This is a genomic window from Mesorhizobium australicum WSM2073, assembly GCF_000230995.2.
GTDB classification, from domain to species: domain Bacteria; phylum Pseudomonadota; class Alphaproteobacteria; order Rhizobiales; family Rhizobiaceae; genus Mesorhizobium; species Mesorhizobium australicum.
In genome coordinates this window covers 4,842,599-4,861,859 of sequence record NC_019973.1, presented here as the reverse complement: position 1 = coordinate 4,861,859, position 19,261 = coordinate 4,842,599, and the positions used below count along the sequence as shown (strand labels likewise).

The 19,261-nt window shown below is 63.6% G+C and carries 20 protein-coding genes and 1 pseudogene; 6 read left to right on the top strand and 15 right to left on the bottom strand.

The genetic code is table 11. The annotated features are described in order from the left end of the window. Positions 1-54: 54 nt before the first annotated feature. Positions 55-1,572 carry a S10 family peptidase gene (locus MESAU_RS23525; protein ID WP_015318521.1) on the bottom strand — a complete coding sequence of 506 codons (1,518 nt, stop codon included), beginning with the start codon at positions 1,570-1,572 and terminating at the stop codon, positions 55-57. A gap of 195 nt (positions 1,573-1,767) precedes the next feature. On the opposite strand from MESAU_RS23525, the gene MESAU_RS23520 reads away from it, so the two are divergent. Beyond that, on the top strand, positions 1,768-2,271 hold the full coding sequence (locus tag MESAU_RS23520; RefSeq protein ID WP_015318520.1) for an OsmC family protein: 504 nt from the start codon (positions 1,768-1,770) through the stop codon (positions 2,269-2,271). Positions 2,272-2,321: 50 nt separating this feature from the next. Here MESAU_RS23520 and MESAU_RS23515 read toward each other — a convergent pair whose 3' ends face one another. From MESAU_RS23515 to rpsF, 13 genes are all read right to left on the bottom strand, one after another. Then, a complete protein-coding gene (locus tag MESAU_RS23515; RefSeq protein ID WP_015318519.1) occupies positions 2,322-2,540 on the bottom strand; it encodes a hypothetical protein in 219 nt (72 codons plus the stop codon). A gap of 169 nt (positions 2,541-2,709) precedes the next feature. Continuing rightward, on the bottom strand, positions 2,710-3,351 hold the full coding sequence (locus MESAU_RS23510) for a hypothetical protein (RefSeq protein ID WP_015318518.1): 642 nt from the start codon (positions 3,349-3,351) through the stop codon (positions 2,710-2,712). A 77-nt stretch (positions 3,352-3,428) separates the two neighbouring features. Beyond that, entirely contained in the window at positions 3,429-4,169 is a 741-nt protein-coding gene (locus MESAU_RS23505) for an SDR family NAD(P)-dependent oxidoreductase (RefSeq protein ID WP_015318517.1), read from the bottom strand. A 48-nt stretch (positions 4,170-4,217) separates the two neighbouring features. Beyond that, the gene (purF, locus tag MESAU_RS23500; protein WP_015318516.1) at positions 4,218-5,687 is read right to left on the bottom strand and encodes an amidophosphoribosyltransferase; all 1,470 of its coding nucleotides are present in this window, start codon (positions 5,685-5,687) and stop codon (positions 4,218-4,220) included. A 104-nt stretch (positions 5,688-5,791) separates the two neighbouring features. Beyond that, entirely contained in the window at positions 5,792-6,451 is a 660-nt protein-coding gene (locus MESAU_RS23495; protein WP_015318515.1) for a CvpA family protein, read from the bottom strand. Positions 6,452-6,498: 47 nt separating this feature from the next. After that, entirely contained in the window at positions 6,499-7,902 is a 1,404-nt protein-coding gene (gene radA / locus MESAU_RS23490; protein WP_015318514.1) for a DNA repair protein RadA, read from the bottom strand. A gap of 139 nt (positions 7,903-8,041) precedes the next feature. After that, positions 8,042-9,532 (bottom strand): replicative DNA helicase, encoded by a 1,491-nt coding sequence (locus MESAU_RS23485; protein WP_015318513.1) that lies wholly within the window; start codon positions 9,530-9,532, stop codon positions 8,042-8,044. Between the two features lie 245 nt (positions 9,533-9,777). Further along, positions 9,778-10,743 (bottom strand): small ribosomal subunit Rsm22 family protein, encoded by a 966-nt coding sequence (locus MESAU_RS23480; RefSeq protein WP_015318512.1) that lies wholly within the window; start codon positions 10,741-10,743, stop codon positions 9,778-9,780. 3 nt (positions 10,744-10,746) lie between these two features. Continuing rightward, a complete protein-coding gene (locus MESAU_RS23475) occupies positions 10,747-11,070 on the bottom strand; it encodes a YnfA family protein (RefSeq protein ID WP_015318511.1) in 324 nt (107 codons plus the stop codon). Positions 11,071-11,160: 90 nt separating this feature from the next. Further along, on the bottom strand, positions 11,161-12,453 hold the full coding sequence (locus tag MESAU_RS23470) for a cyclopropane fatty acid synthase (protein WP_015318510.1): 1,293 nt from the start codon (positions 12,451-12,453) through the stop codon (positions 11,161-11,163). 177 nt (positions 12,454-12,630) lie between these two features. Continuing rightward, positions 12,631-13,215, bottom strand: coding sequence for a 50S ribosomal protein L9 (gene rplI / locus MESAU_RS23465; protein ID WP_015318509.1), 585 nt, complete (start codon positions 13,213-13,215; stop codon positions 12,631-12,633). A 213-nt stretch (positions 13,216-13,428) separates the two neighbouring features. Next, positions 13,429-13,677 carry a 30S ribosomal protein S18 gene (gene rpsR, locus MESAU_RS23460; RefSeq protein ID WP_006203718.1) on the bottom strand — a complete coding sequence of 83 codons (249 nt, stop codon included), beginning with the start codon at positions 13,675-13,677 and terminating at the stop codon, positions 13,429-13,431. Further along, positions 13,677-14,165, bottom strand: coding sequence for a 30S ribosomal protein S6 (gene rpsF / locus MESAU_RS23455; protein WP_015318508.1), 489 nt, complete (start codon positions 14,163-14,165; stop codon positions 13,677-13,679). The genes rpsR and rpsF overlap by 1 nt, the downstream gene beginning before the upstream one ends. A gap of 275 nt (positions 14,166-14,440) precedes the next feature. Here rpsF and MESAU_RS31560 point away from each other — a divergent pair, with 275 nt between their 5' ends. Continuing rightward, positions 14,441-14,686: a hypothetical protein gene (locus tag MESAU_RS31560; protein WP_041163484.1), complete on the top strand. Its 246-nt coding sequence runs from the start codon at positions 14,441-14,443 to the stop codon at positions 14,684-14,686. Between the two features lie 52 nt (positions 14,687-14,738). Here MESAU_RS31560 and MESAU_RS23445 read toward each other — a convergent pair whose 3' ends face one another. After that, a complete protein-coding gene (locus tag MESAU_RS23445; RefSeq protein WP_015318507.1) occupies positions 14,739-16,700 on the bottom strand; it encodes an LTA synthase family protein in 1,962 nt (653 codons plus the stop codon). Positions 16,701-16,943: 243 nt separating this feature from the next. On the opposite strand from MESAU_RS23445, the gene fabD reads away from it, so the two are divergent. The 4 genes and pseudogenes from fabD to MESAU_RS23430 all read left to right on the top strand — a co-directional run bounded on the left by fabD (position 16,944) and on the right by MESAU_RS23430 (position 19,257). Further along, positions 16,944-17,894 carry an ACP S-malonyltransferase gene (fabD, locus tag MESAU_RS23440; RefSeq protein ID WP_015318506.1) on the top strand — a complete coding sequence of 317 codons (951 nt, stop codon included), beginning with the start codon at positions 16,944-16,946 and terminating at the stop codon, positions 17,892-17,894. Between the two features lie 22 nt (positions 17,895-17,916). Then, positions 17,917-18,039 (top strand): annotated as a pseudogene (locus MESAU_RS31975) (type II toxin-antitoxin system RelE family toxin); the annotation flags it as partial. 31 nt (positions 18,040-18,070) lie between these two features. Further along, the gene (gene fabG, locus MESAU_RS23435) at positions 18,071-18,808 is read left to right on the top strand and encodes a 3-oxoacyl-[acyl-carrier-protein] reductase (RefSeq protein WP_015318505.1); all 738 of its coding nucleotides are present in this window, start codon (positions 18,071-18,073) and stop codon (positions 18,806-18,808) included. Between the two features lie 212 nt (positions 18,809-19,020). Further along, positions 19,021-19,257: an acyl carrier protein gene (locus MESAU_RS23430; protein WP_006203723.1), complete on the top strand. Its 237-nt coding sequence runs from the start codon at positions 19,021-19,023 to the stop codon at positions 19,255-19,257. The last annotated feature ends 4 nt before the right edge of the window (positions 19,258-19,261 follow it).

The window sequence follows — 19,261 nt, the reverse complement described above, 5'->3', positions numbered from 1 at the left end:
CGGTCCTGCATCGGCGCCGGGCCTTGGTTGCCCGGAGACTCGATGTCCCGTTGGCTACTGGGTTGCCTGGTAAAGCTCCGAAGCGGCCTGCTTCAGCGCGCGCCGTCCGTCCGGTTCGAGATACATCATGTGCCCACCTTCAACGACGTCGAGGCGGATCGGCCTGGCGCCGGCGAGCGACGGGATCTGGCTGACCAGATAACGCGACGCCAGATAGGGAGTGACGAGATCGGTGTAGCCATTGACGATGACGACGCCCAGCGCGGGATTCAAGGACCGCGCCCGTTGCAGATCATCCATCACACCGGCATAGCCCTGGCGCGAGGCGCTCGTCCCGTAGTTCCAGTTGTGGCTGATATCGCCGTTCAGCAAGCGGTAGCTGACATCGGTGCGAAAGTTCAGCTCGTCGCGCGCGTAAGCGACAAAGGCCGAGGTCAGCGCCGGCACACTACGGTCCAGCACCGGATCGGGGCCAGCGATACGGGCACTCTGGGGAGCGATGTCCGCCGTCGCGATCATGCCGTCATAGGGGCTGAGCACCTTGCCCGCGGCACGGCCAAACTCCCTTGCGAAGAGCGAGGTCGGGACGCGGGCGAAGTTGCGGTGAACGAGGTCGAGAGGCAGGCCGGTGATCTCGGCCACGCGATCACCCGCCAGCCGTCCGCCTTGCTCCAGCCCACTGGTGAGCGCACTGAGGTACTCGCCAAGTGCATAATGCTCGACCTCGGCGAGCTTTTTCCGCAAAGTGTCGCCGCTGACACCTTCACTGCGCAGGCGAACCGCGGCGAGGGAGGGTAGTTCGAGAGCCCAATGCAGCGGCTCGAATTCGTCGGGCTGCACCAGGGTGAATTCCAGCGCCGGCGAGATCAGCACGATGCCGCTCGGGCTGATGCCGATATCTTCCTGCAGCGTCCTGGCAAGCAGTGCCGCGCGGAACCCGCCATAGCTCTCACCGGCGAGGAACAGCGGAGATCCCATGCGGCTGTTTTGGGCGAGATAGAGCCTAATGAAGGCGCCGATCGAACTGGCATCCTGGCTGACGCCCCAGAAGTCGTGCGTATCCTGGCCGGGCGCCTCGCGGCTGTAGCCGGTTCCCACCGGGTCGACGAAGACGAGGTCGGTCATGTCGAGCCAACTGTCGGGATTGTCGATGAGCTTTTGCGGCGAGGGGAGGAATTCCCCGCCGGCTCCGGTCGCCACGACGCGCGGTCCGAGCGCGCCGAGATGCAGATAGGCTGAAGCGGCGCCCGGGCCGCCGTTGAACACGAAGGTGATTGGCCGCAGTGCTTCCGTCGCCACGCTCTCCCGCGGCTTCAGCGTATAGGCAACATAGAAGATCTCCGCCGTGATCTCGCCCTTGCCGGAGAGCAGCGGAAGCGTGCCGGCCTTTGCCTGATACCGCAGGCTGCGTCCGCCAATGGTGATCGAATGGTCGGTGATCTCAGGTGACGGCAGCAGTGAAAGCACGCCGCCCGCGGGTGCCGGCCGCTCCGCCGTTTCGGCCAGGAGAGGCTGCGCGAAACCGGCAAGCATGAAGAGGACAAGGGAGACGAGTTTCAGCTTGGAACGCATGAGACCTCCGCGGAAAAGACTCCCGCATAGCTATGGCCGAGGCGGATGAAGTCAAAGGGATCAGACGATGGCGCGCCCACTGCTGTTGTTTCCGCCGAAACCAGTTCCTGACAGCTTGGGTCGTCATGTTTGGATTGCCTCACACGTCTCGCAGGACCATGCTATCAAGGCAGAAAGCCTGTCGGAGGAACGAAAATGGACGCAACCGAGCTGAAGGCCATGCAGGCGCCGCTGAAGCAGGCCTACCGCGACGACGCCACGCAAGCACTGATCACGCTAAGGGCAAAGGGCTCGATCGACGAACAGTCGGTGGCCTGCAAGGTGGAGACGGGCAGGGCGTTGGCAATCGCCGGCCTTCATCCGGCAACAGGCGGCTCGGGGCTCGAACTGTGCTCCGGCGACATGCTGCTCGAGGCGCTGGTGGCGTGCGCCGGGGTGACGCTGAAGGCGGTCGCGACGGCGCTCGAATTCAAGCTCGGCGCCGCTACCGTTGAAGCCGAAGGCGACCTTGATTTTCGCGGCACGCTTGGTGTCGCCAAGGATGCGCCGGTCGGCTTTCGCGCCATTCGGCTCAATTTCAATCTCGACACGGCGGAGCCTCCGGAGCGCATTGATTCGCTGCTGAAGCTGACCGAGCGCTATTGCGTGGTGTTCCAGACCATCAACCAGAAGCCGGAACTGACGGTGAGCGCGCGGTGATGAATCACAAGGACCGCGGCAGCGGTCGCGGGCCTTGTGATATCTGATGCTTACTGAGCTGCCGGCTCTTCGGCGTCGCCTTCGTCGGTGAAGGGCGAGGCGCTCGGCACGCACTGCACGGACCAGCCGGCGGGTGTCGGCTGCTTCTGATACTCGGTGATGGCGGCGGTGCACTGTTCGCGCTTGTCGAAGGTGCTGGGCAGCACGACCATGCCGCCCTGCGGGCCGGCGATTACCAGATACCAGACCAATGCTGCGGTCGTAGCCATGGAGTTTTCCTTGTTCTGCCCAGATCGGGCTCTCGTTGCGGGATTCGCTCGATCCTAACAACTCCTCGGAAATGACGAAAGCATGACCGCCCAGCGGCTTCTCCCCTCAGATCACAGCCGCGTGATGATCCGTCGGGTTCCTAGCTGCGGTATTGCCCTCCGCCGTGGTTCAGTCGGTCGCAAAGCAATAGAACAGGCCGTCGCCGCCTGTGCCTTTCAGCGCCTCCTGGCTGCAGCCGCCACGCGAGGCATGCGAAGAATTCCACGACTTCGCCGCCGCCGAATCGTCGAGACCGGTGCGGTCGTGATGGCCCATCATCGCCGCCCCTTCGGAGCCGCTCATCGTCCAGTCGCCGCAGGTCTGGTCGGCGATCCTGGTGCCGTCGGGCTTGGAGCCGGTCAGCATGTCGTGCCGGTTGGGCGTATCGCCGCGGCCGTTGACCGTCTCACCCTTCTCGTTCAGCGCGGTCTGCTTGGTGATGCCGTTGGCGTCGCTGTGCAGCGAGGCGACATCATCGGCGATCTTGGCGCCCTTGGCGTTGAACCAGGGCCCCTTGCCGATGCGATCGCGCGCATCCTCCGTGCTGGTCGAGAGATAGGCGTGCCAGGTCTTGCCGGTGACGCCGGCGGCTTCCGCCAGCGACGCGCAATGGGTGTCCGCGCCCTTCAGGCCGCTGAGATCGCCGCCCTTGCCGGAGCCGACGCTGGTGACGAAGAAACTCATCTTGGTATCTTGGGAAACGGCCACGCCCACCGTAGCTCCAAGAGCGGCGGCAAGGGCGGTGGCGGCAACGATGGCTAGTCTTGGCATGTCGGTCCTCCGGTTTCGAATGTCCTACGTCAGAAGAACGTAGCCGAAGGCTGTTTTAATCCATTTCGAACCGGCTTTTATTCCGGTTGTCGGTAGGCGACGAAGCGGTTGTGCTTGGCCTGGAAGATCAGGCCGGTCTCTTTGAGATCCGGGCTGGCCAGCGGCACGATGCGTTTGGCGATCTCGGAGGGGTGCGGCAATGTCTCGGGATCCTCACCGGGCACGGCTTGTGCGCGCATCGCGGTGCGGGTGGCGCCGGGGTCGGCTGCATTGACGCGCAGCGGCAGACTTTGCGTCTCATGCGCCCAGGAGCGCATCATGGTCTCCACCGCCGCCTTTGATGCCGCGTAAGGCGCCCAGAAGGCGCGCGCCGAATGCGCCGCGTTGGACGACAGGATAATCGCCCGGCCGGCATCCGAAAGCCGCAGCAGCGGGTCGACCGAGCGGATCAGCCGCCAGGTCGAGGTGACGTTGATGGTCATCACCTTTTCGAAGGTCTTGGCCTCGACATGGCCGATCGGCGAGATGACGCCAAGCACGCCGGCATTGGCGACGAGGATGTCGAGCTTGCCCCAGCGCTCGTGGATGGCGCCGCCCAGCCGGTCGATACCGGCCATGTCGGCGAGATCGAGCGGCACCAATGTCGCCTGGCCGCCGGCCGCCTTGATCTGGTCGTCGAGTTCTTCCAGCCCGCCGACGGTGCGGGCAACCGCGATGACATGCGCGCCGGCCGCAGCCAATTCCCTGGCGATGAAATAGCCGATGCCGCGCGAGGCGCCGGTGACGACCGCGACGCGGCCCGTAAGGTCGAGGGTCATGCGATGGCTTCCGGAACTCTGGCTAAGGCTGATGACGGTCCGGCAATTCTACGAGCCGCTTGTCGCCAGCAGCGACAGCGTGCGCACATTGTCGTGGCCTTCGAAGTCGAGCAGGCGGGTCGGGTACTGGCCGGTGAAGCATGCATCGCAGAACTGCGGCTGCTCGTCGTCGCGGCTGGCCTCGCCGACGGCGCGGTAGAGACCGTTGATACTGAGGAAACCGAGCGAATCGACCCGGATGAACTCGGCCATCTCTTCCACCGACATGCGCGAAGCCAGCAGCTTCGACTTCTCCGGCGTGTCGACCCCATAGAAGCACGATGCGCTGGTCGGCGGCGAGGCGATGCGCATGTGCACTTCCTTGGCGCCGGCGTCGCGCACCATCTGCACGATCTTCTGGCTGGTGGTGCCGCGCACGATGCTGTCGTCGACCAGCACCACGCGCTTGCCCTCGATCATGCGGCGATTGGCGTTGTGCTTGAGCTTGACGCCCATATGGCGGATCGAATCGCCGGGCTGGATGAAGGTGCGGCCGACATAGTGGTTGCGGATGATGCCGAGTTCGAAGGGAATGCCCGCCGCCTGGCTGAAGCCGATTGCCGCCGGCGTGCCGGAATCCGGCACCGGTACGACGATATCGGCGTCGACTGGATTTTCCTGAGCCAGTTCCGCGCCGATGCGCTTGCGCACCTCATAGACATTGCGGCCCTCGACCGAGGAGTCGGGTCGGGCGAAATAGACATATTCGAAGATGCAGAAGCGGGTCTTCTGCGGTTCGAACGGGAACAGGCTCTCAATGCCCTTGGAGGTGACGACGACCATCTCGCCGGGCTTCAGGTCGCGCACGAAACGCGCGCCGATGATGTCGAGCGCACAGGTTTCGGAGGCCAGGATCCAGGCGCCGTCGAGATCGCCCAGCACCAGCGGGCGGATGCCGAGCGGATCGCGGCAGCCGATCATCTTCTTGGCCGTCATCGCCACCAGCGAGAAGGCGCCCTCGACCTGGCGCACCGCGTCGATGAAGCGCGAATTGAGGTCGCGCTCCTTGCTGGTCGCGACCAGATGCAAAAGCGTCTCTGTGTCGGAGGTGGAGGAGAAGATCGCGCCTTGCTTCTGCAGCGCGCGCTGCACCGTCATGGCGTTGGTGAGGTTGCCGTTATGGGCGACGGCAAAGCCGCCATCGGCCAATTCGGCGAAGAAGGGCTGGATGTTGCGCATGCCGGCGCCGCCGGTGGTCGCGTAGCGCGTGTGGCCGATGGCGCGGTTGCCTTGCAGGCTGTCGATGACGCGCTGCTTGGTGAAGGTGTCGCCGATCAGGCCGACATGGCGTTCGACATGGAACTGGGTGCCGTCATAGGAGACGATGCCGGCCGCTTCCTGACCTCGATGCTGCAGCGCATGCAGACCGAGTGTGACGATGGCCGCCGCGTCCTGCCGGCCAAAGATGCCGAACACACCGCACTCGTCATGAAAATGATCGTCAGCCTCGGCGGAAAGCACGTCGTCTGCGTCTGCCATCTTAAGCTCCGCTAAAATCGCCATATAAGGCGGTCGCGCGTCGAAAGCAACGCACCGCGTGCGGTCGTCTACATGGATCGATCGCCAGACGCCTCGTTCGGACCTCAATTCGCCGGCGCTGGCGCCGGCTTGGCGGTGTTGTCGGCAGGACCGGCGTCGTTGTCGTCGGGCGCCGGCGCATTGGCGTCGTCGCCGCCGGCTGGTGCATCCGCCGCCGGTGCGTCGGGCGCGACGGGGGTCTCGGCGGCCGGCTGATTCGGATTGAGCTTCTTGAGGATGGCGTTTTCCGGGTCCTCTGGCAGCAGGCTCTCGAGCTTGGCGCCGATCTGTTCCAGCAGCGGCCGCGACTTGGCTTCCGTGACCCAGGCCGGGGCCTTGGCGCCGGCCAGCCAGTTGAAGAACAGCAGCGCGACAGCGACGACCAGGACGCCGCGCGCGGCGCCGTAAAGGAAGCCGAGCGTGCGGTCGAGGGCGCCGATGCGCGAATCGATGATCCAGTCGGCAAGCTTCATGGTGATGACCGAGACGACGATCAGCGCGATGATGAAGACCACGCCTGCGGCCGCCGCCATGGCGATCTTCTCATTGTCGATATAGGGCTTCAGGTAGGGCAGGACCGGTTTGTAGAAGAAGAAGGCCGCCGCCGCCGCTGCCGCCCAGGAGACGACCGAAAGCACCTCGCGCGAAAAGCCGCGAACCATGGCGAGCATCGCCGAGACCAGGGTGAAGCCGACGAGAATTCCGTCAAGCAGCGTAATCGGCATGTTTTTGGCCCCACTCCGATCTCTTGTTCACGACTCGACGAGCCGCGTCATTCTTCATCGTCGGCACGGCCGCGCCGTGAGCCGGCTATGCGCGCCACGAGGTCGGCAAGCTCGGTGGGCTGGAAAGCGCCGGCCCCAATCCCCCCAGCAAGTTCCTCGCTGCCCACGGGCAGAACCGCGCTACCAAAACCCAGCTTTTCGGCTTCCTTGAGACGCTGCTGCGCATGCGCAACCGGCCTCACCGCGCCCGAAAGGCTGATTTCGCCGAAATAGACGCAATCGGCGGAGAGGGCAAGACCAGTGAGCGAGGAAACCAGTGCGGCGGCGACCGCGAGATCGGCCGCCGGCTCGCTGATGCGGTAGCCGCCCGCGACGTTGAGGTAGACGTCATGCTGTCCGAAACGCACACCGCAATGTGCCTCCAGCACTGCCAGGATCATCGACAGCCGCGCGCCGTCCCAGCCGACCACCGCCCGGCGCGGCGTGCCGAGCGAGGAGGCCGCGACCAGCGCCTGGATTTCGACCAGAACCGGCCTGGTGCCTTCCATGCCGGCGAAAACCGCTGCTCCCGGTGATTTCGCGTGCCGTTCGCCAAGGAAAAGCTCGGATGGATTGGAGACCTCGCGCAGACCTTTGTCCGACATTTCGAAGACCCCGATCTCGTCGGTCGGTCCGAAGCGGTTCTTCACCGTGCGCAGGATACGGAAGTGGTGGCCGCCTTCGCCCTCGAAATAGAGCACGCCATCGACCATGTGCTCGACCACGCGCGGACCCGCGATCTGGCCTTCTTTGGTGACATGGCCGACCAGCACGATCGCGGCACCCGTGGATTTCGCGTAGCGGATCATCGCCTGCGCGGCGGCGCGCACTTGTGTGACGGTGCCCGGCGCCGAATCGGCAAGGTCGGTCCACAGCGTCTGGATCGAATCGAGGATGACCAGATCGGGCCGCTTGCCGTCGGCGATCGTGGCAAGGATATCCTCGACATTGGTTTCGGCCGCGAGTTCCACCGGCGCCGAGGCGACGCCGAGCCTCTGCGCACGCAGCCTTATCTGGGCAACTGCCTCTTCGCCCGAGACATAGACGATGCGATGGCCCTTGGAGGCAAGTGCGGCCGCGGCCTGGGTGAGCAGCGTCGATTTGCCGATACCGGGATCGCCGCCGACCAGAAGTGCAGAGCCCCGAACAAAACCGCCACCAGTGGCGCGGTCGAGTTCGCCGATACCTGAGATGATGCGCGGCGCGTCCTCGATATCGCCTGAAAGTGTGGTCAGCACCACCGCGCGGCCCTTGCGGGCGTTGCGCGTGTTGGCAGGACCCGAGCCGATGCCGCCAGATGTGCCTTCCTCGACCAGCGTGTTCCACTCGCCGCAGGCATCGCATTTGCCGGCCCAGCGCTGATGCACCGAGCCGCAATTCTGGCAGATGAACTGGACGCGGGATTTGACCACGCTTTACCTTCCCGCCCTCTGGCGGGCGCCGCACGCGACAGCCAATCTCCCCCCGTGCGGGGGAGATGTCCGGCAGGACAGAGGGGGGCGCCGTAGGGCGCCGAGACCCGTTGCTATTGGTGAGATCGCTGGCAAGAGGCTACTCAAACCTTTCCGCGATGTGGTGCTCTTCCGCGAGATCGGAGAAGCGGGTGAATTCGCCGTGGAAGGCGAGCGTGACAGAGCCCGTAGGCCCATGGCGCTGCTTGGCCACGATCACCTCGGCCTTGCCGCGCATCTCGTTCATCTCGTTTTCCCACTTGACGTATTCCTCGGTGCCGAGCTTCGGCTCGCGGTTCTTGAGGTAATATTCCTCGCGATAGACGAAGATGACGACGTCGGCGTCCTGCTCGATCGAACCGGATTCGCGCAGGTCGGAGAGCTGCGGACGCTTGTCGTCGCGGCTTTCGACCTGACGCGACAGCTGCGACAGCGCGATGATCGGCACGGCCAGCTCCTTGGCCAGCGCCTTCAGGCCCGTGGTGATCTCGGTGATTTCCTGCACGCGGTTCTGCGAAGACTTGGCGGATGAGCCCTGCATCAGCTGAATATAGTCGATGACGATCAGGTCCAGGCCGCGCTGGCGCTTCAGACGACGCGCGCGGGCAGACAACTGGGCAATGGAAATACCGCCTGTCTGGTCGATGAACAGCGGGATTTTCTGCATGGTCTGCGAACAGGCGACCAGCTTTTCGAAGTCCATTTCGCTGATTTCGCCACGGCGGATCTTGGAGGACGAAATTTCCGTCTGTTCGGAAATGATGCGGGTTGCGAGCTGTTCGGACGACATTTCGAGCGAGAAAAAACCGACCACGCCGCCATTGGCCGCCTTGAATGAGCCATCGGCCTGCTGCGCCGGCTCATACATCTCGGCAATGTTGAAGGCGATGTTGGTGGCGAGTGATGTCTTGCCCATGCCTGGACGGCCGGCGATGATGATCAGATCGGACGACTGCAGGCCGCCCATGCGGCGGTCGAGATCGCGCATGCCGGTGGCGAGGCCCGACAGACCGCCGTCACGCATATAGGCGGCGTTGGCCATGTCGACCGCGGTCTTGACCGCGTCGGTGAAGCTCTCGAAGCCGCCGTCATAGCGCCCGGTCTCGGCCAGCTCGAACAGGCGGCGCTCCGCGTCCTCGATCTGTTCGGAAGGCGACATGTCGACAGGGGCGTCATAAGCGATGTTGACCATGTCCTCGCCGACGGTGATCAACGCCCGGCGCGTCGCCAGATCATAAATGGCGCGGCCGTAGTCGGTGGCGTTTACGACGGTGACGGCTTCCACCGCCAGCCGCACCACATACTGCGCCACCGTCATGTCGCCGACCTTTTCGTCGGCGGGCAGGAAGGTCTTCAGCGTGATCGGCGTCGCCGCCTTACCCATGCGGATCAGCTCGGCCGCGACATCGAAGATCTTGCGGTGCAGGGGTTCGTAGAAATGGCCGGACTTCAGGAAGTCGGACACCCGGTAGAAGGCATCGTTATTGACAAGTATAGCGCCAAGCAGCGCCTGCTCGGCCTCGATGTTGTTGGGCGATTCGCGATAGAGCGGTTGCTCCGCCACGCCGAATTTTCGTGCTGCCTCTGCCATGATGTCCCCGATTTCGATCCCCGTCTGTCGATATCAGAACTGGACAAGTCAGTGCTGACTTATCTGCAACAGCCCGTGAAGAAGCGGCTTTGGTACTCGCGATTCACAGCCAAAATTTTTCCGTGGAAAGAATCGCAATTGACTCGAATCGAGAGTTGGCAACTTAGCGTTTTTCGCAGGAGAACAAAACAGGAAAGTGAGCGCTGGCGACACCGGATTGCGGGGCTGTCGTGTCTCTTTCATCCTCATGCCAGTGCATCGCCCCAATCCGCCCGCCGCGCCACCTTGAACGCGTCACCGTCGCGCTTGGTGAAGAGCCTTTCGCCGGCGCTGCCATTTGCCTCGCAAAGCTTGAGCACGACCTTGCCGGAACCGGATTTCGGCGGCGCGACGACCCGCGCGGCGCGGAAGGCAGCCGGCTGGCGCGAAGCGGCTACATAGATGAATTTCTCATCTTCCCACGGTACTTCCGCCTCTTTGGCCAGGCGGTGCAGGCGCGAGCGGGCGACGCGGCGGGAAAAGTGGCACCAGTCCGGCGGGTTGAGCGGGCAGGGCGCCTCGTGCGGACAGGGCGCCAGCACATGCGCGCCGGCCGCGATCAATTGTGCGCGTACAGCTAGAATGCGCAGCCAGCCCGCCGGCGTGCCCGGCTCGACGATCAACAGCGTGTCCTTGGTGAGTTGCCATAGCCGGTCGACCATTTTGGGCAGGGACGTCGGCGCGATCTCGTCCAGCACATAGGCACATGTGACGAGGTCGGCGGACTGGAGGTCGGCAATGTCGGTCGTGACATCGCCGGCCCGCCAGACGGTCTGGGCCGTGATCGCATTGGCGGCAAGCGTCTCACCGACCTTGCGCACCGCGGCACTCGCCTCAAGCAGCGTGGCCAGTTCCAGGTCAGGCCAGAGATCGCTGGTGGCCCAAAGCACGGTGCCGGGGCCGGCGCCGACGTCGAGCAAGGTCGCGGGTGTGAAATCCGGCCGGGCTTCGGCGAGCGCATCGAGGCTGGCGCGGACCGCGGCGTAGGTCGCCGGCATGCGCGTCGCCAGATAGGCCTTGACCGCCATGTCCTGCGCCATATGCAGGCGACCGTCGCGCAATTCGGCGCGGTAGCGGTCGGACAGGGTTTTCGCCGCCTGCTTCAGGTCCGGCAGCGCCACCTTTTCCAAAAGGCGATCGACACCCTGTCGAAGAGCGCCCGGCAGCTCCATGGCCTATGCCCCCCTGGGTGCAAGCAGGATAATCGAGGCGCCGGCCATGCAGAGCGCCGCGCCGGCAAGGTCCCAGCGATCGGGCCGCACGCCATCGGCCAGCCACAACCAGGCGAGCGAGGCAGCGATGTAGATACCGCCATACGCGGCATAGGCGCGGCCGGCTGCATTGGTGTCGACCAACGCCAGAAGCCAGGCGAACACAATCAGAGAGGCAAAGCCAGGCAGCAGCCAGAGCGGCGATTTCTCCAGCCGCCACCACGCCCACACCGAAAAGCAGCCGGCGATCTCGGCAAGCGCCGCGGCTGTGTAGAGGAGATAGGTCATGAAAAAAGGCCTCGCGACGATCACGAGGCCTTTTTCGGGGCAGGAGCCTGCAATGGCAAGCGCCAATAATGCGTCCCGTCAGCGCTGTCCCTATTCCGCCACCTTGCGTCGGCGGGCGGGCTTGGCGGACTTCTCGACAGGAGCCGCCTCGCGGCGGCCCATGTCGCGCAACTCCAGCGCCTTCTCGCATTTGGCCATATAGTCGCGCGTCATCGGCAGCGTGTCGTTCTTCTTGGTGATCTGGAACTGGAAAATCACCAAGTCCTGCCAACGGAAGGCAGCTTCCGAGGCGGCCAGATAGAACTCCCACATGCGGCAGAAGCGTTCGTCATAGATCGCCTTTGCCTTGTCGCGGTTGGCGGCGAAGCGCTGGCCCCAATGCTTCAGCGTGTCGGCATAATGGAGCCGCAGGATCTCGACGTCGGTGACCACGAGGCCGGACTTCTCGATCGCCGGCAGCACCTCGGACATCGCCGGGATGTAGCCGCCCGGGAAAATATACTTGCGGATGAAGGCGCTGGTCGCCCACGGCACGCCGGAGCGGCCGATCGTGTGCAAAAGCATGACGCCATCAGGCTTCAGCAATGTTGCCGCCTTGTCGAAGAAAGTGCGGTAATGGTTGACCCCGACATGCTCGAACATGCCGACCGAGACAATGCGGTCGAAGCGTTCGTTGAGCTCGCGATAATCCTTCAGTTCGAAATGGACGTGGTTTTCCAGCCCTTGCGCATGGGCCCGGTCGGTGGCGACGCCATGCTGTTCCGTCGACAGCGTCACGCCCTGCACGTCGACATCGAAGGCCTTGGCCAGATAGAGGCCGAGCCCGCCCCAGCCGGAGCCGATGTCGAGCACCGTCTGGCCAGCCTTCAGCCTGAGCTTGGCGGCGATATGACGTTTCTTGGCGGCCTGCGCCTCGTCGAGCGTCATGTCCGGCTGCTCGAAATAGGCACAGGAATACTGCATGTCCTCATCGAGGAAGAGCCGGTAAAGCTCGCCCGACAGATCGTAGTGGCGCTGCACGTTGCGGCGCGAGCGAGCGGCGGTGTTGATCTGCTGCAGGCGGCGGAAGGCGTGGCGCAGGCCCTCAATGGCTTTCGACCATGTCGCGTCGATGCCGCCGCTGCCCATGTTCTGGAAGGCAATGCGCATCAGTCCGAGCACGCCGCCTTCGAGAATGTCCAGCTCGCCGTCCATATAGGATTCAGGCACCGCCAGCATCGGATCGAAGGTGATGGCGCGCTCGGCATGCCTGGTCTTGATGTGCATGTGCACCGGCTCGCCGCTGCCGTCGCCGAAGATGAACGTCGTGCCCTTCGGCCCGGTTACCTTGAGGCTGCCCGTGCGCACCAGGCGGTCGAGAACGCGCTTCAACAGAATATTCATGGTCCGGTGTCCCCTCACGGTCAGACAGGCTGTCCTACTCTGCATCAATATATAGGGTTTCGAAAAGTTCCTTTTGGCACAAAAATGCCCGGGCGAGAGGCCCGGGCATTGGTCCAGAAATGACTGGAAATCGACAGCACGATCGGAGCGCCGGTCCGGCGCTCGGAGCGTATGTGATCAGGCGTTTTCTTCGCCGCCTTCGAACTCGGCATTCGGATCGAAGAAGTTTTCCGGCCGCGCATTGTCGTTGATGTCGTCGCCATAAATGGCTTCGGCGGTGGTCAGCGTCTCGCCCTTGGCCTGGCGCTCGGCTTCGTCAGCCGTGCGGGCGATGTTGAGCGTTATGGTGACTTCGACTTCCGGATGCAGCGCGATCGCCACATTGGTGACGCCGATGGTCTTGATTGGCTGGTTGAGCTGGATCTGGTTGCGGTTGACCGTGAAGCCTTCCGCGGTCAGCAGGTCGGCGATGTCGCGCGTCGACACCGAACCGTAGAGCTGACCGGTCTCACCGGCCGAGCGAACGGCGATGAAGCTCTTGCCGTCCAGCTTTTCGGCAACCTCTGCGGCTTCCGACTTGCGCTCAAGGTTGCGGGCTTCGAGCTGGGCGCGCTGGCCTTCGAACTTCTTCTTGTTGGCTTCGTTGGCGCGCAACGCCTTGCCCTGCGGCAGCAGGAAGTTGCGGGCGAAACCGTCCTTGACCTTGACGGTATCGCCCATCTGGCCGAGGCGGGAGACGCGTTCGAGAAGGATGACGTCCATGATTATGTTCCTTTTGGTTGGGCGTCCGTCCACAAGGCCGACGCCGAATTCTTTGGAACAGGTCAGGAAGCAAAAGGGCGTTGCCGCCGGTGTCGCTGTCCTGCCTGTCGCGGCAGTTAGAGGTTTTGACCTCAACTCGGGATTTGACGCTAACCGGTCATGCCCGTCATGGCCGGTGACAGGAACGGGCGGCGAACCGCCCGTTCGGAAGAATTAGCGAACCACGTAGGGCAGCAGGCCGAGGAAACGGGCGCGCTTGATTGCCTTGGCGAGCTCGCGCTGCTTCTTCTGGCTGACCGCGGTGATGCGCGACGGCACGATCTTGCCGCGCTCGGAAATGTAGCGCTGCAAAAGACGCACGTCCTTGTAGTCGATCTTCGGGGCGTTGGCGCCGGAGAACGGGCAGGTCTTGCGGCGGCGATGGAAAGGGCGCCGGGTCGGGATCTGGTTGATGTCGACCATTATTCTGCACCCCCTTCAAAACCTTCGCGCGGACGGCGCGGACCACGGTCGCCGCCTTCGCGATCGCCGAACGAACGCGGGCCACGATCGCCGCGGTCGCCGAAGCTGCGGGCCGGCCGATCGCCACGGTCGCGATCGCCGAAGCCACCGCGCTCGGAGCGCTCTTCGCGCTTCTGCATCATGGCCGAAGGGCCTTCCTCATGCGCCTCGACCTTGATGGTCAGGAAGCGCAGCACGTCCTCGGACAGACCCATCTGGCGCTCCATCTCGTTGAGCGCTGCCGGCGGGCAGGTGAGGTCCATCAGCGTGTAGTATGCCTTCCGGTTCTTGTTGACCCGGTAGGTGAGGGACTTCAGTCCCCAGTTCTCGACCCGGCCGACAGACCCGCCATTCGCTGAGATGACGCCCTTGTACTGTTCGACAAGCGCATCGACCTGCTGCTGCGAGAGGTCCTGCCGGGCAAGAAACACATGTTCGTAAAGAGCCATTATGTCTTGGTGCCTTTCTTCGTTTCTCTCCCGGTTCCCGGCGGCAAAAGCCTCTGCAACTTCTCTGACCCGCATGTGCCTCGAAAGGCGCGGGGAAGAAAGGAGCATGACGAGACGGTCGAGAGCGGAGACACGGGAGGCGGAAACGCTTCTGGCTTCACACGAAGGTTCTCGAAAAAACCTCCGGCCCTCCGTTCAGCCCCCAGCTGGGACCGGCAGATTGGCGGCGTCTATAAAGCAATCCGCTGATAAAGCAAGGCCAAGCGGCATCCCTGATGTCGCAGGCCGCAGGAACCCACGTGGCAGCGCCCGGCAAGGCCGGCGATTTTCCCGGCAACCGGCCCTTAACCGCAATGTCAGGTCGCACAGGGTTGAGCCATGCCGTCAACGGTCGCCAACCGCACCCATTACAGCGCCTCCGCCTCGAATCCCAGCGTTATGCCATCAACGATCCGGCCAAGCTGCCGAACGTGTTTCTGCAGATCGCCAACAAATTTTCGAAGCTGCAATTGACGAACTGAGCGGCTGCTCCGAAGGCGGGCGGCAGGGGAAATTAAGCGCCCGCCGATCGGCTCAACTCGTATGGGCGACGATCTTGTCGACCGTTTCGGGGAAGAAGTCGGGCGCTGCATGGCGCTTGCCGAACATCATGTCGTACTGGATCAGCCGGAAGTCGCGGATCGCCGGGTCAATCTCTTTCTGACGCGACCAGTCTGGCGTGGCCGCCCCGGCCGGCGTGAGCAGCAGGTTGCGGTCGACGACACGATAGCGCTCCCGCATCTCGCCCAGGAAGCCGGTGTAGTAAGGGTGGGTGATGCCGGCGGCGGTGAGGATGTGATAGGGCAGGAACGCGGGGCTGACCGTGCCCAGATTCTCGACCGGGCCGGAGCGGTTCGACCAGATGATCAGCGGTGTCGCGTGATGTTCGAGGGCGGCTTCCGGCGTCGGTTCCTTGCGCGGCGCGACGTTGTCCTTCAGGAAGCCGGTCTCGACATAGACCGGTCCGAGCGGCGGCAGGTGGTCACCGAAAAAGGCGACAATCGTGGGCCGCTCGCGCCTCTTGGCCCATTCGATCAGCCGTTCAAGGCCGCGGTCCGCGTCGGCTGAACCTTCGGCGTAGGAGAGCAGCGAATCGCGCGCCCACTGGCTGATCGGCGCTTGCACCGAATGGGTCGGATTCGAATAACGGTTCGGTTCATAGGGGCCGTGGTTCTGCAGACTGACGGCGAAGAAGAACACCGGGTCCTCGCTGGCGTCCGCTTCGCGTATGATCTCGTCGGTCATCGCCGCGTCGGATGCCAGCGGTCCGCGCTTTTCCATGGGCGGCAGCGTCTCTTCCGATTTGAAGTCGTTGAAACCGAAATCGGCATAGACCGCGCCGCGGTTCCAGAACCAGTTCGTGCCTGGATGGATGGCGCGTGCCCTATAGCCTTGGCTCTTCAGGAAGGTCGCCATCGACGGCGTCGGGGTGCGGACATATTGCTGGTAGGGGATGCTGCCGGCCGGCAGGAAAGCATTGGAAAAGCCGGTCAGCGCTTCGAATTCGATGTTGGCGGTCATGCCGCCGAATTCGGGCGAGAACATCGAGCCCGAGCGGAGCGCCCGCACATTGGGCATCGGATCGGGAGTGATGGTGACTCCGGGTAGCTTGGTTGGATCCCAGAAGGATTCGCTCATGACGATGATGATGTCCGGCTTCTGGGCCGGCACCGAGGCGGTCACCTCGGGCCGCTCGATCGCCGCGATCGCCTTGTCGGAATAGCCCGGCGGTGCCGAGACATGCGCCATCGGCACGTTGAGCGCGAAGGCGAGCGCGAAGCCGTTGGAGGCGTAGTTTTCCTTCTGGTCCCACATGATCGGGATGATCTGCAGCCGGTCCCTGGTCCACGAGAAGGTGGCGTAATCCATGATCGAGACGAAGAAGGCGAGCAGCGGCACCGCCAGCGTCAGCCGGGCAAGGCGGCCCTTGCGGCTGAGGGCCGGAACCTTGCAGCGCCATAGCCGCCAGCCGTAGACGAGCAGGGACAGGCCGGCGACGATGCCCGCGACCATGGCCAGCGCTGTCATTGGCCGCTCGCGCACCAAGAGCGGCAGCAGGGCGAAGATCTGGCGGGCGTAGAGGAAATCCGTCGGGTAGAGCGGATCGCCGAGATAATGCGACTTCTGGTGGCCGACAAAGGCCAGCGACAAGGTCAGCGGCGCGACGATCATCAGGCTCTGATGGCTGCGGCCGAGCACCGCGTCGAGACCGATCAGGACCAGCGCGAAGACGACGATAGTTGTCCAGCCCGGCTTGAACGGCTGCAGGAAGAAGAAAACGGTGCCGGCGACATCACCGCGCACGATCAGTTCGATGGCGAACACCAGGACGGCCGAGATCGCCAGGCTGATCAGCCCGTAGCGGACGACAGGCCATCTACGGTCCGGCAGATAGCCGGTGGACGGATCGTCTTCCAGGAACTGCGGCGCCGCGTTGCCGGCACGTTTGAAACTCTTTGCCACTTCAACTTCCCGCCCAAAGACAACCCACGTCATTCGATTGTCATATAATTGTCACGCAAAGCTAGCGCCTGTGGCGGAAATAAGAAGAGCCAGCGAACGATTCGTGAGCGGTTTTCATCAGGTGTGATCGCCAAAAAGCCTTTCGGAACAGGCACTCGCGCGGGGATGGGCCCATTGGCGTGGGCTGAAGTGGCTTGACTTGGCGGCCTGCCTTGCGTCACAGGCAGGGAAAATTCGTAGTATCAGGCAAGCAAAACCAGTCAGGGGAGCCCTCGCATGGCCGTTGCATTCACCTTTCCGGGACAGGGTAGCCAGGCTGTCGGCATGGGCAAGGATCTTGCGGATGCCTTTCCCGAGGCACGCAGGATTTTCCAGGAAGTCGATGACGCGCTCGGCGAAAACCTGTCGAAGCTGATCTGGGAAGGTCCCGAAGAGACGCTGACGCTGACGGCCAACGCGCAGCCGGCGCTGATGGCGGTGTCGCTTGCCGCCGTCAAGGCGCTGGAATCGCGCGGCTTCTCGCTGAAGGACAAGGTCGCTTATGTCGCCGGCCATTCGCTGGGCGAATATTCGGCACTCGCCGCCGCCGGCTTCGTTTCCGTTGCCGATGCCGCCCGCCTGCTGCGCATCCGCGGCAACGCCATGCAGGCAGCGGTGCCGGCCGGCGAGGGCGCCATGGCGGCGATCATCGGGTTGGAGCAGGCCGATGTCGAAGCCGCCTGTGCTGAGGCCGCCCTTGGGGCCGGCAAGGGGGCCGTCTGCCAGGTGGCGAACGACAATGGCGGCGGCCAACTGGTCATATCAGGGGCGAAGGCGGCGGTTGAACTGGCAGCGAAACTGTGCACCGAAAAAGGCGCCAAACGGGCGCTGATGCTGCAGGTTTCGGCGCCCTTCCATTCCGCGCTGATGACGCCGGCCGCCAATGTCATGCGCGAGGCACTTGCCGGCGTGACAAAGACCGCGCCAATCGTTCCCGTGGTGTCCAACGTATCGGTGCAGCCGTCGACCGATCCCGACGGGATCGCCGGGCGGCTGGTCGAGCAGGTGACCGGTCGCGTCCGCTGGCGCGAAACGGTGGAGTGGTTCGGCGCCAACGGCGTCACCACGCTTTACGAGATCGGTGCCGGCAAGGTGCTCTCAGGACTGGCTCGTCGCATCAACCGCGACATCGCCACCGCCTCCGTGGGTTCCGCAGCCGAGGTCGAGGCGGCTATGGCTGCGCTGTGACTTGAATTCTTCGCCGCCGACATCTTCTTTGACGAGTTTTTGGAGATATCGGATTGGGGATTGCCGCGTAATCTGCGATGTAAAGGACAAGCGTCTGGTCATTCTGGTGGTAACGATTGGCCATCGGGGTGATGTTTATCGATAACCGTCCGTACGATTTGAGAAGAGGACAAGAGATGTTCGAACTGACCGGCCGCAAGGCGCTTGTCACCGGCGCATCGGGGGGCATCGGCGAGGCGATCGCCAGGGTGTTGCATGCGCAAGGCGCGACCGTCGGCCTGCACGGCACGCGCGTTGAGAAACTGGAGACGCTGGCCTCCGAATTGGGCGACCGGGTCAAGCTGTTCCCGGCCAACCTGTCGAACCGTGACGAGGTCAAGGCACTCGGCCAGAAGGCGGAGGCCGATCTCGAGGGCGTCGACATCCTGGTCAACAATGCCGGCATCACCAAGGACGGCCTGTTCGTGCGCATGTCGGACGCCGACTGGGATACGGTGCTGGAGGTCAATCTCACCGCCGTTTTCCGGCTGACCCGTGAACTCACTCACCCGATGATGCGCCGCCGCCATGGCCGCATCATCAACATCACTTCGGTGGTCGGGGTGACCGGCAATCCCGGCCAGGCGAATTACTGCGCCTCCAAGGCCGGCATGATCGGCTTGTCCAAATCGCTGGCGCAGGAGATCGCCACCCGCAACATCACCGTCAACTGCGTCGCGCCGGGCTTCATCGAATCGGCGATGACCGACAAGCTCAATGACAAGCAGAAAGAGGCGATCATGGCGGCGATCCCCACCAAGCGCATGGGCACCAGTGCCGAAGTGGCGTCCGCCGTTGCTTATCTGGCTTCGAACGAGGCCGCCTACATAACCGGGCAGACCATTCATGTGAATGGCGGTATGGCGATGATCTGAGCGAGGTCCGACAGCAACGCCGACGGGCTGTGAAAACCCACCATTTCGGCTTGGACCTCGGCTATTTTTCGTGTAATGCGGCCCGCAACCCGGCGGTTCGGGCAAAAACCGGTCCGTGGCCGTTGCGTTTCCGGCAGGACCATCTTTCAGCTTGATTAGCGGCATTCCGCCCGCTAACGAAGACAGACAAACAATAGACGAGGATGCCCCAAATGAGTGACACCGCAGAGCGCGTCAAGAAGATCGTCATCGAGCACCTTGGCGTCGATGCCGACAAAGTGACGGAGCAGGCGAGCTTCATCGATGATCTGGGCGCTGACAGCCTCGACACGGTTGAACTCGTCATGGCGTTTGAAGAAGAATTCGGCGTCGAGATCCCCGATGACGCGGCCGAGACCATCCTGACGGTCGGCGATGCGGTGAAGTACATCGACAAGGCTTCGGCCTGACGCT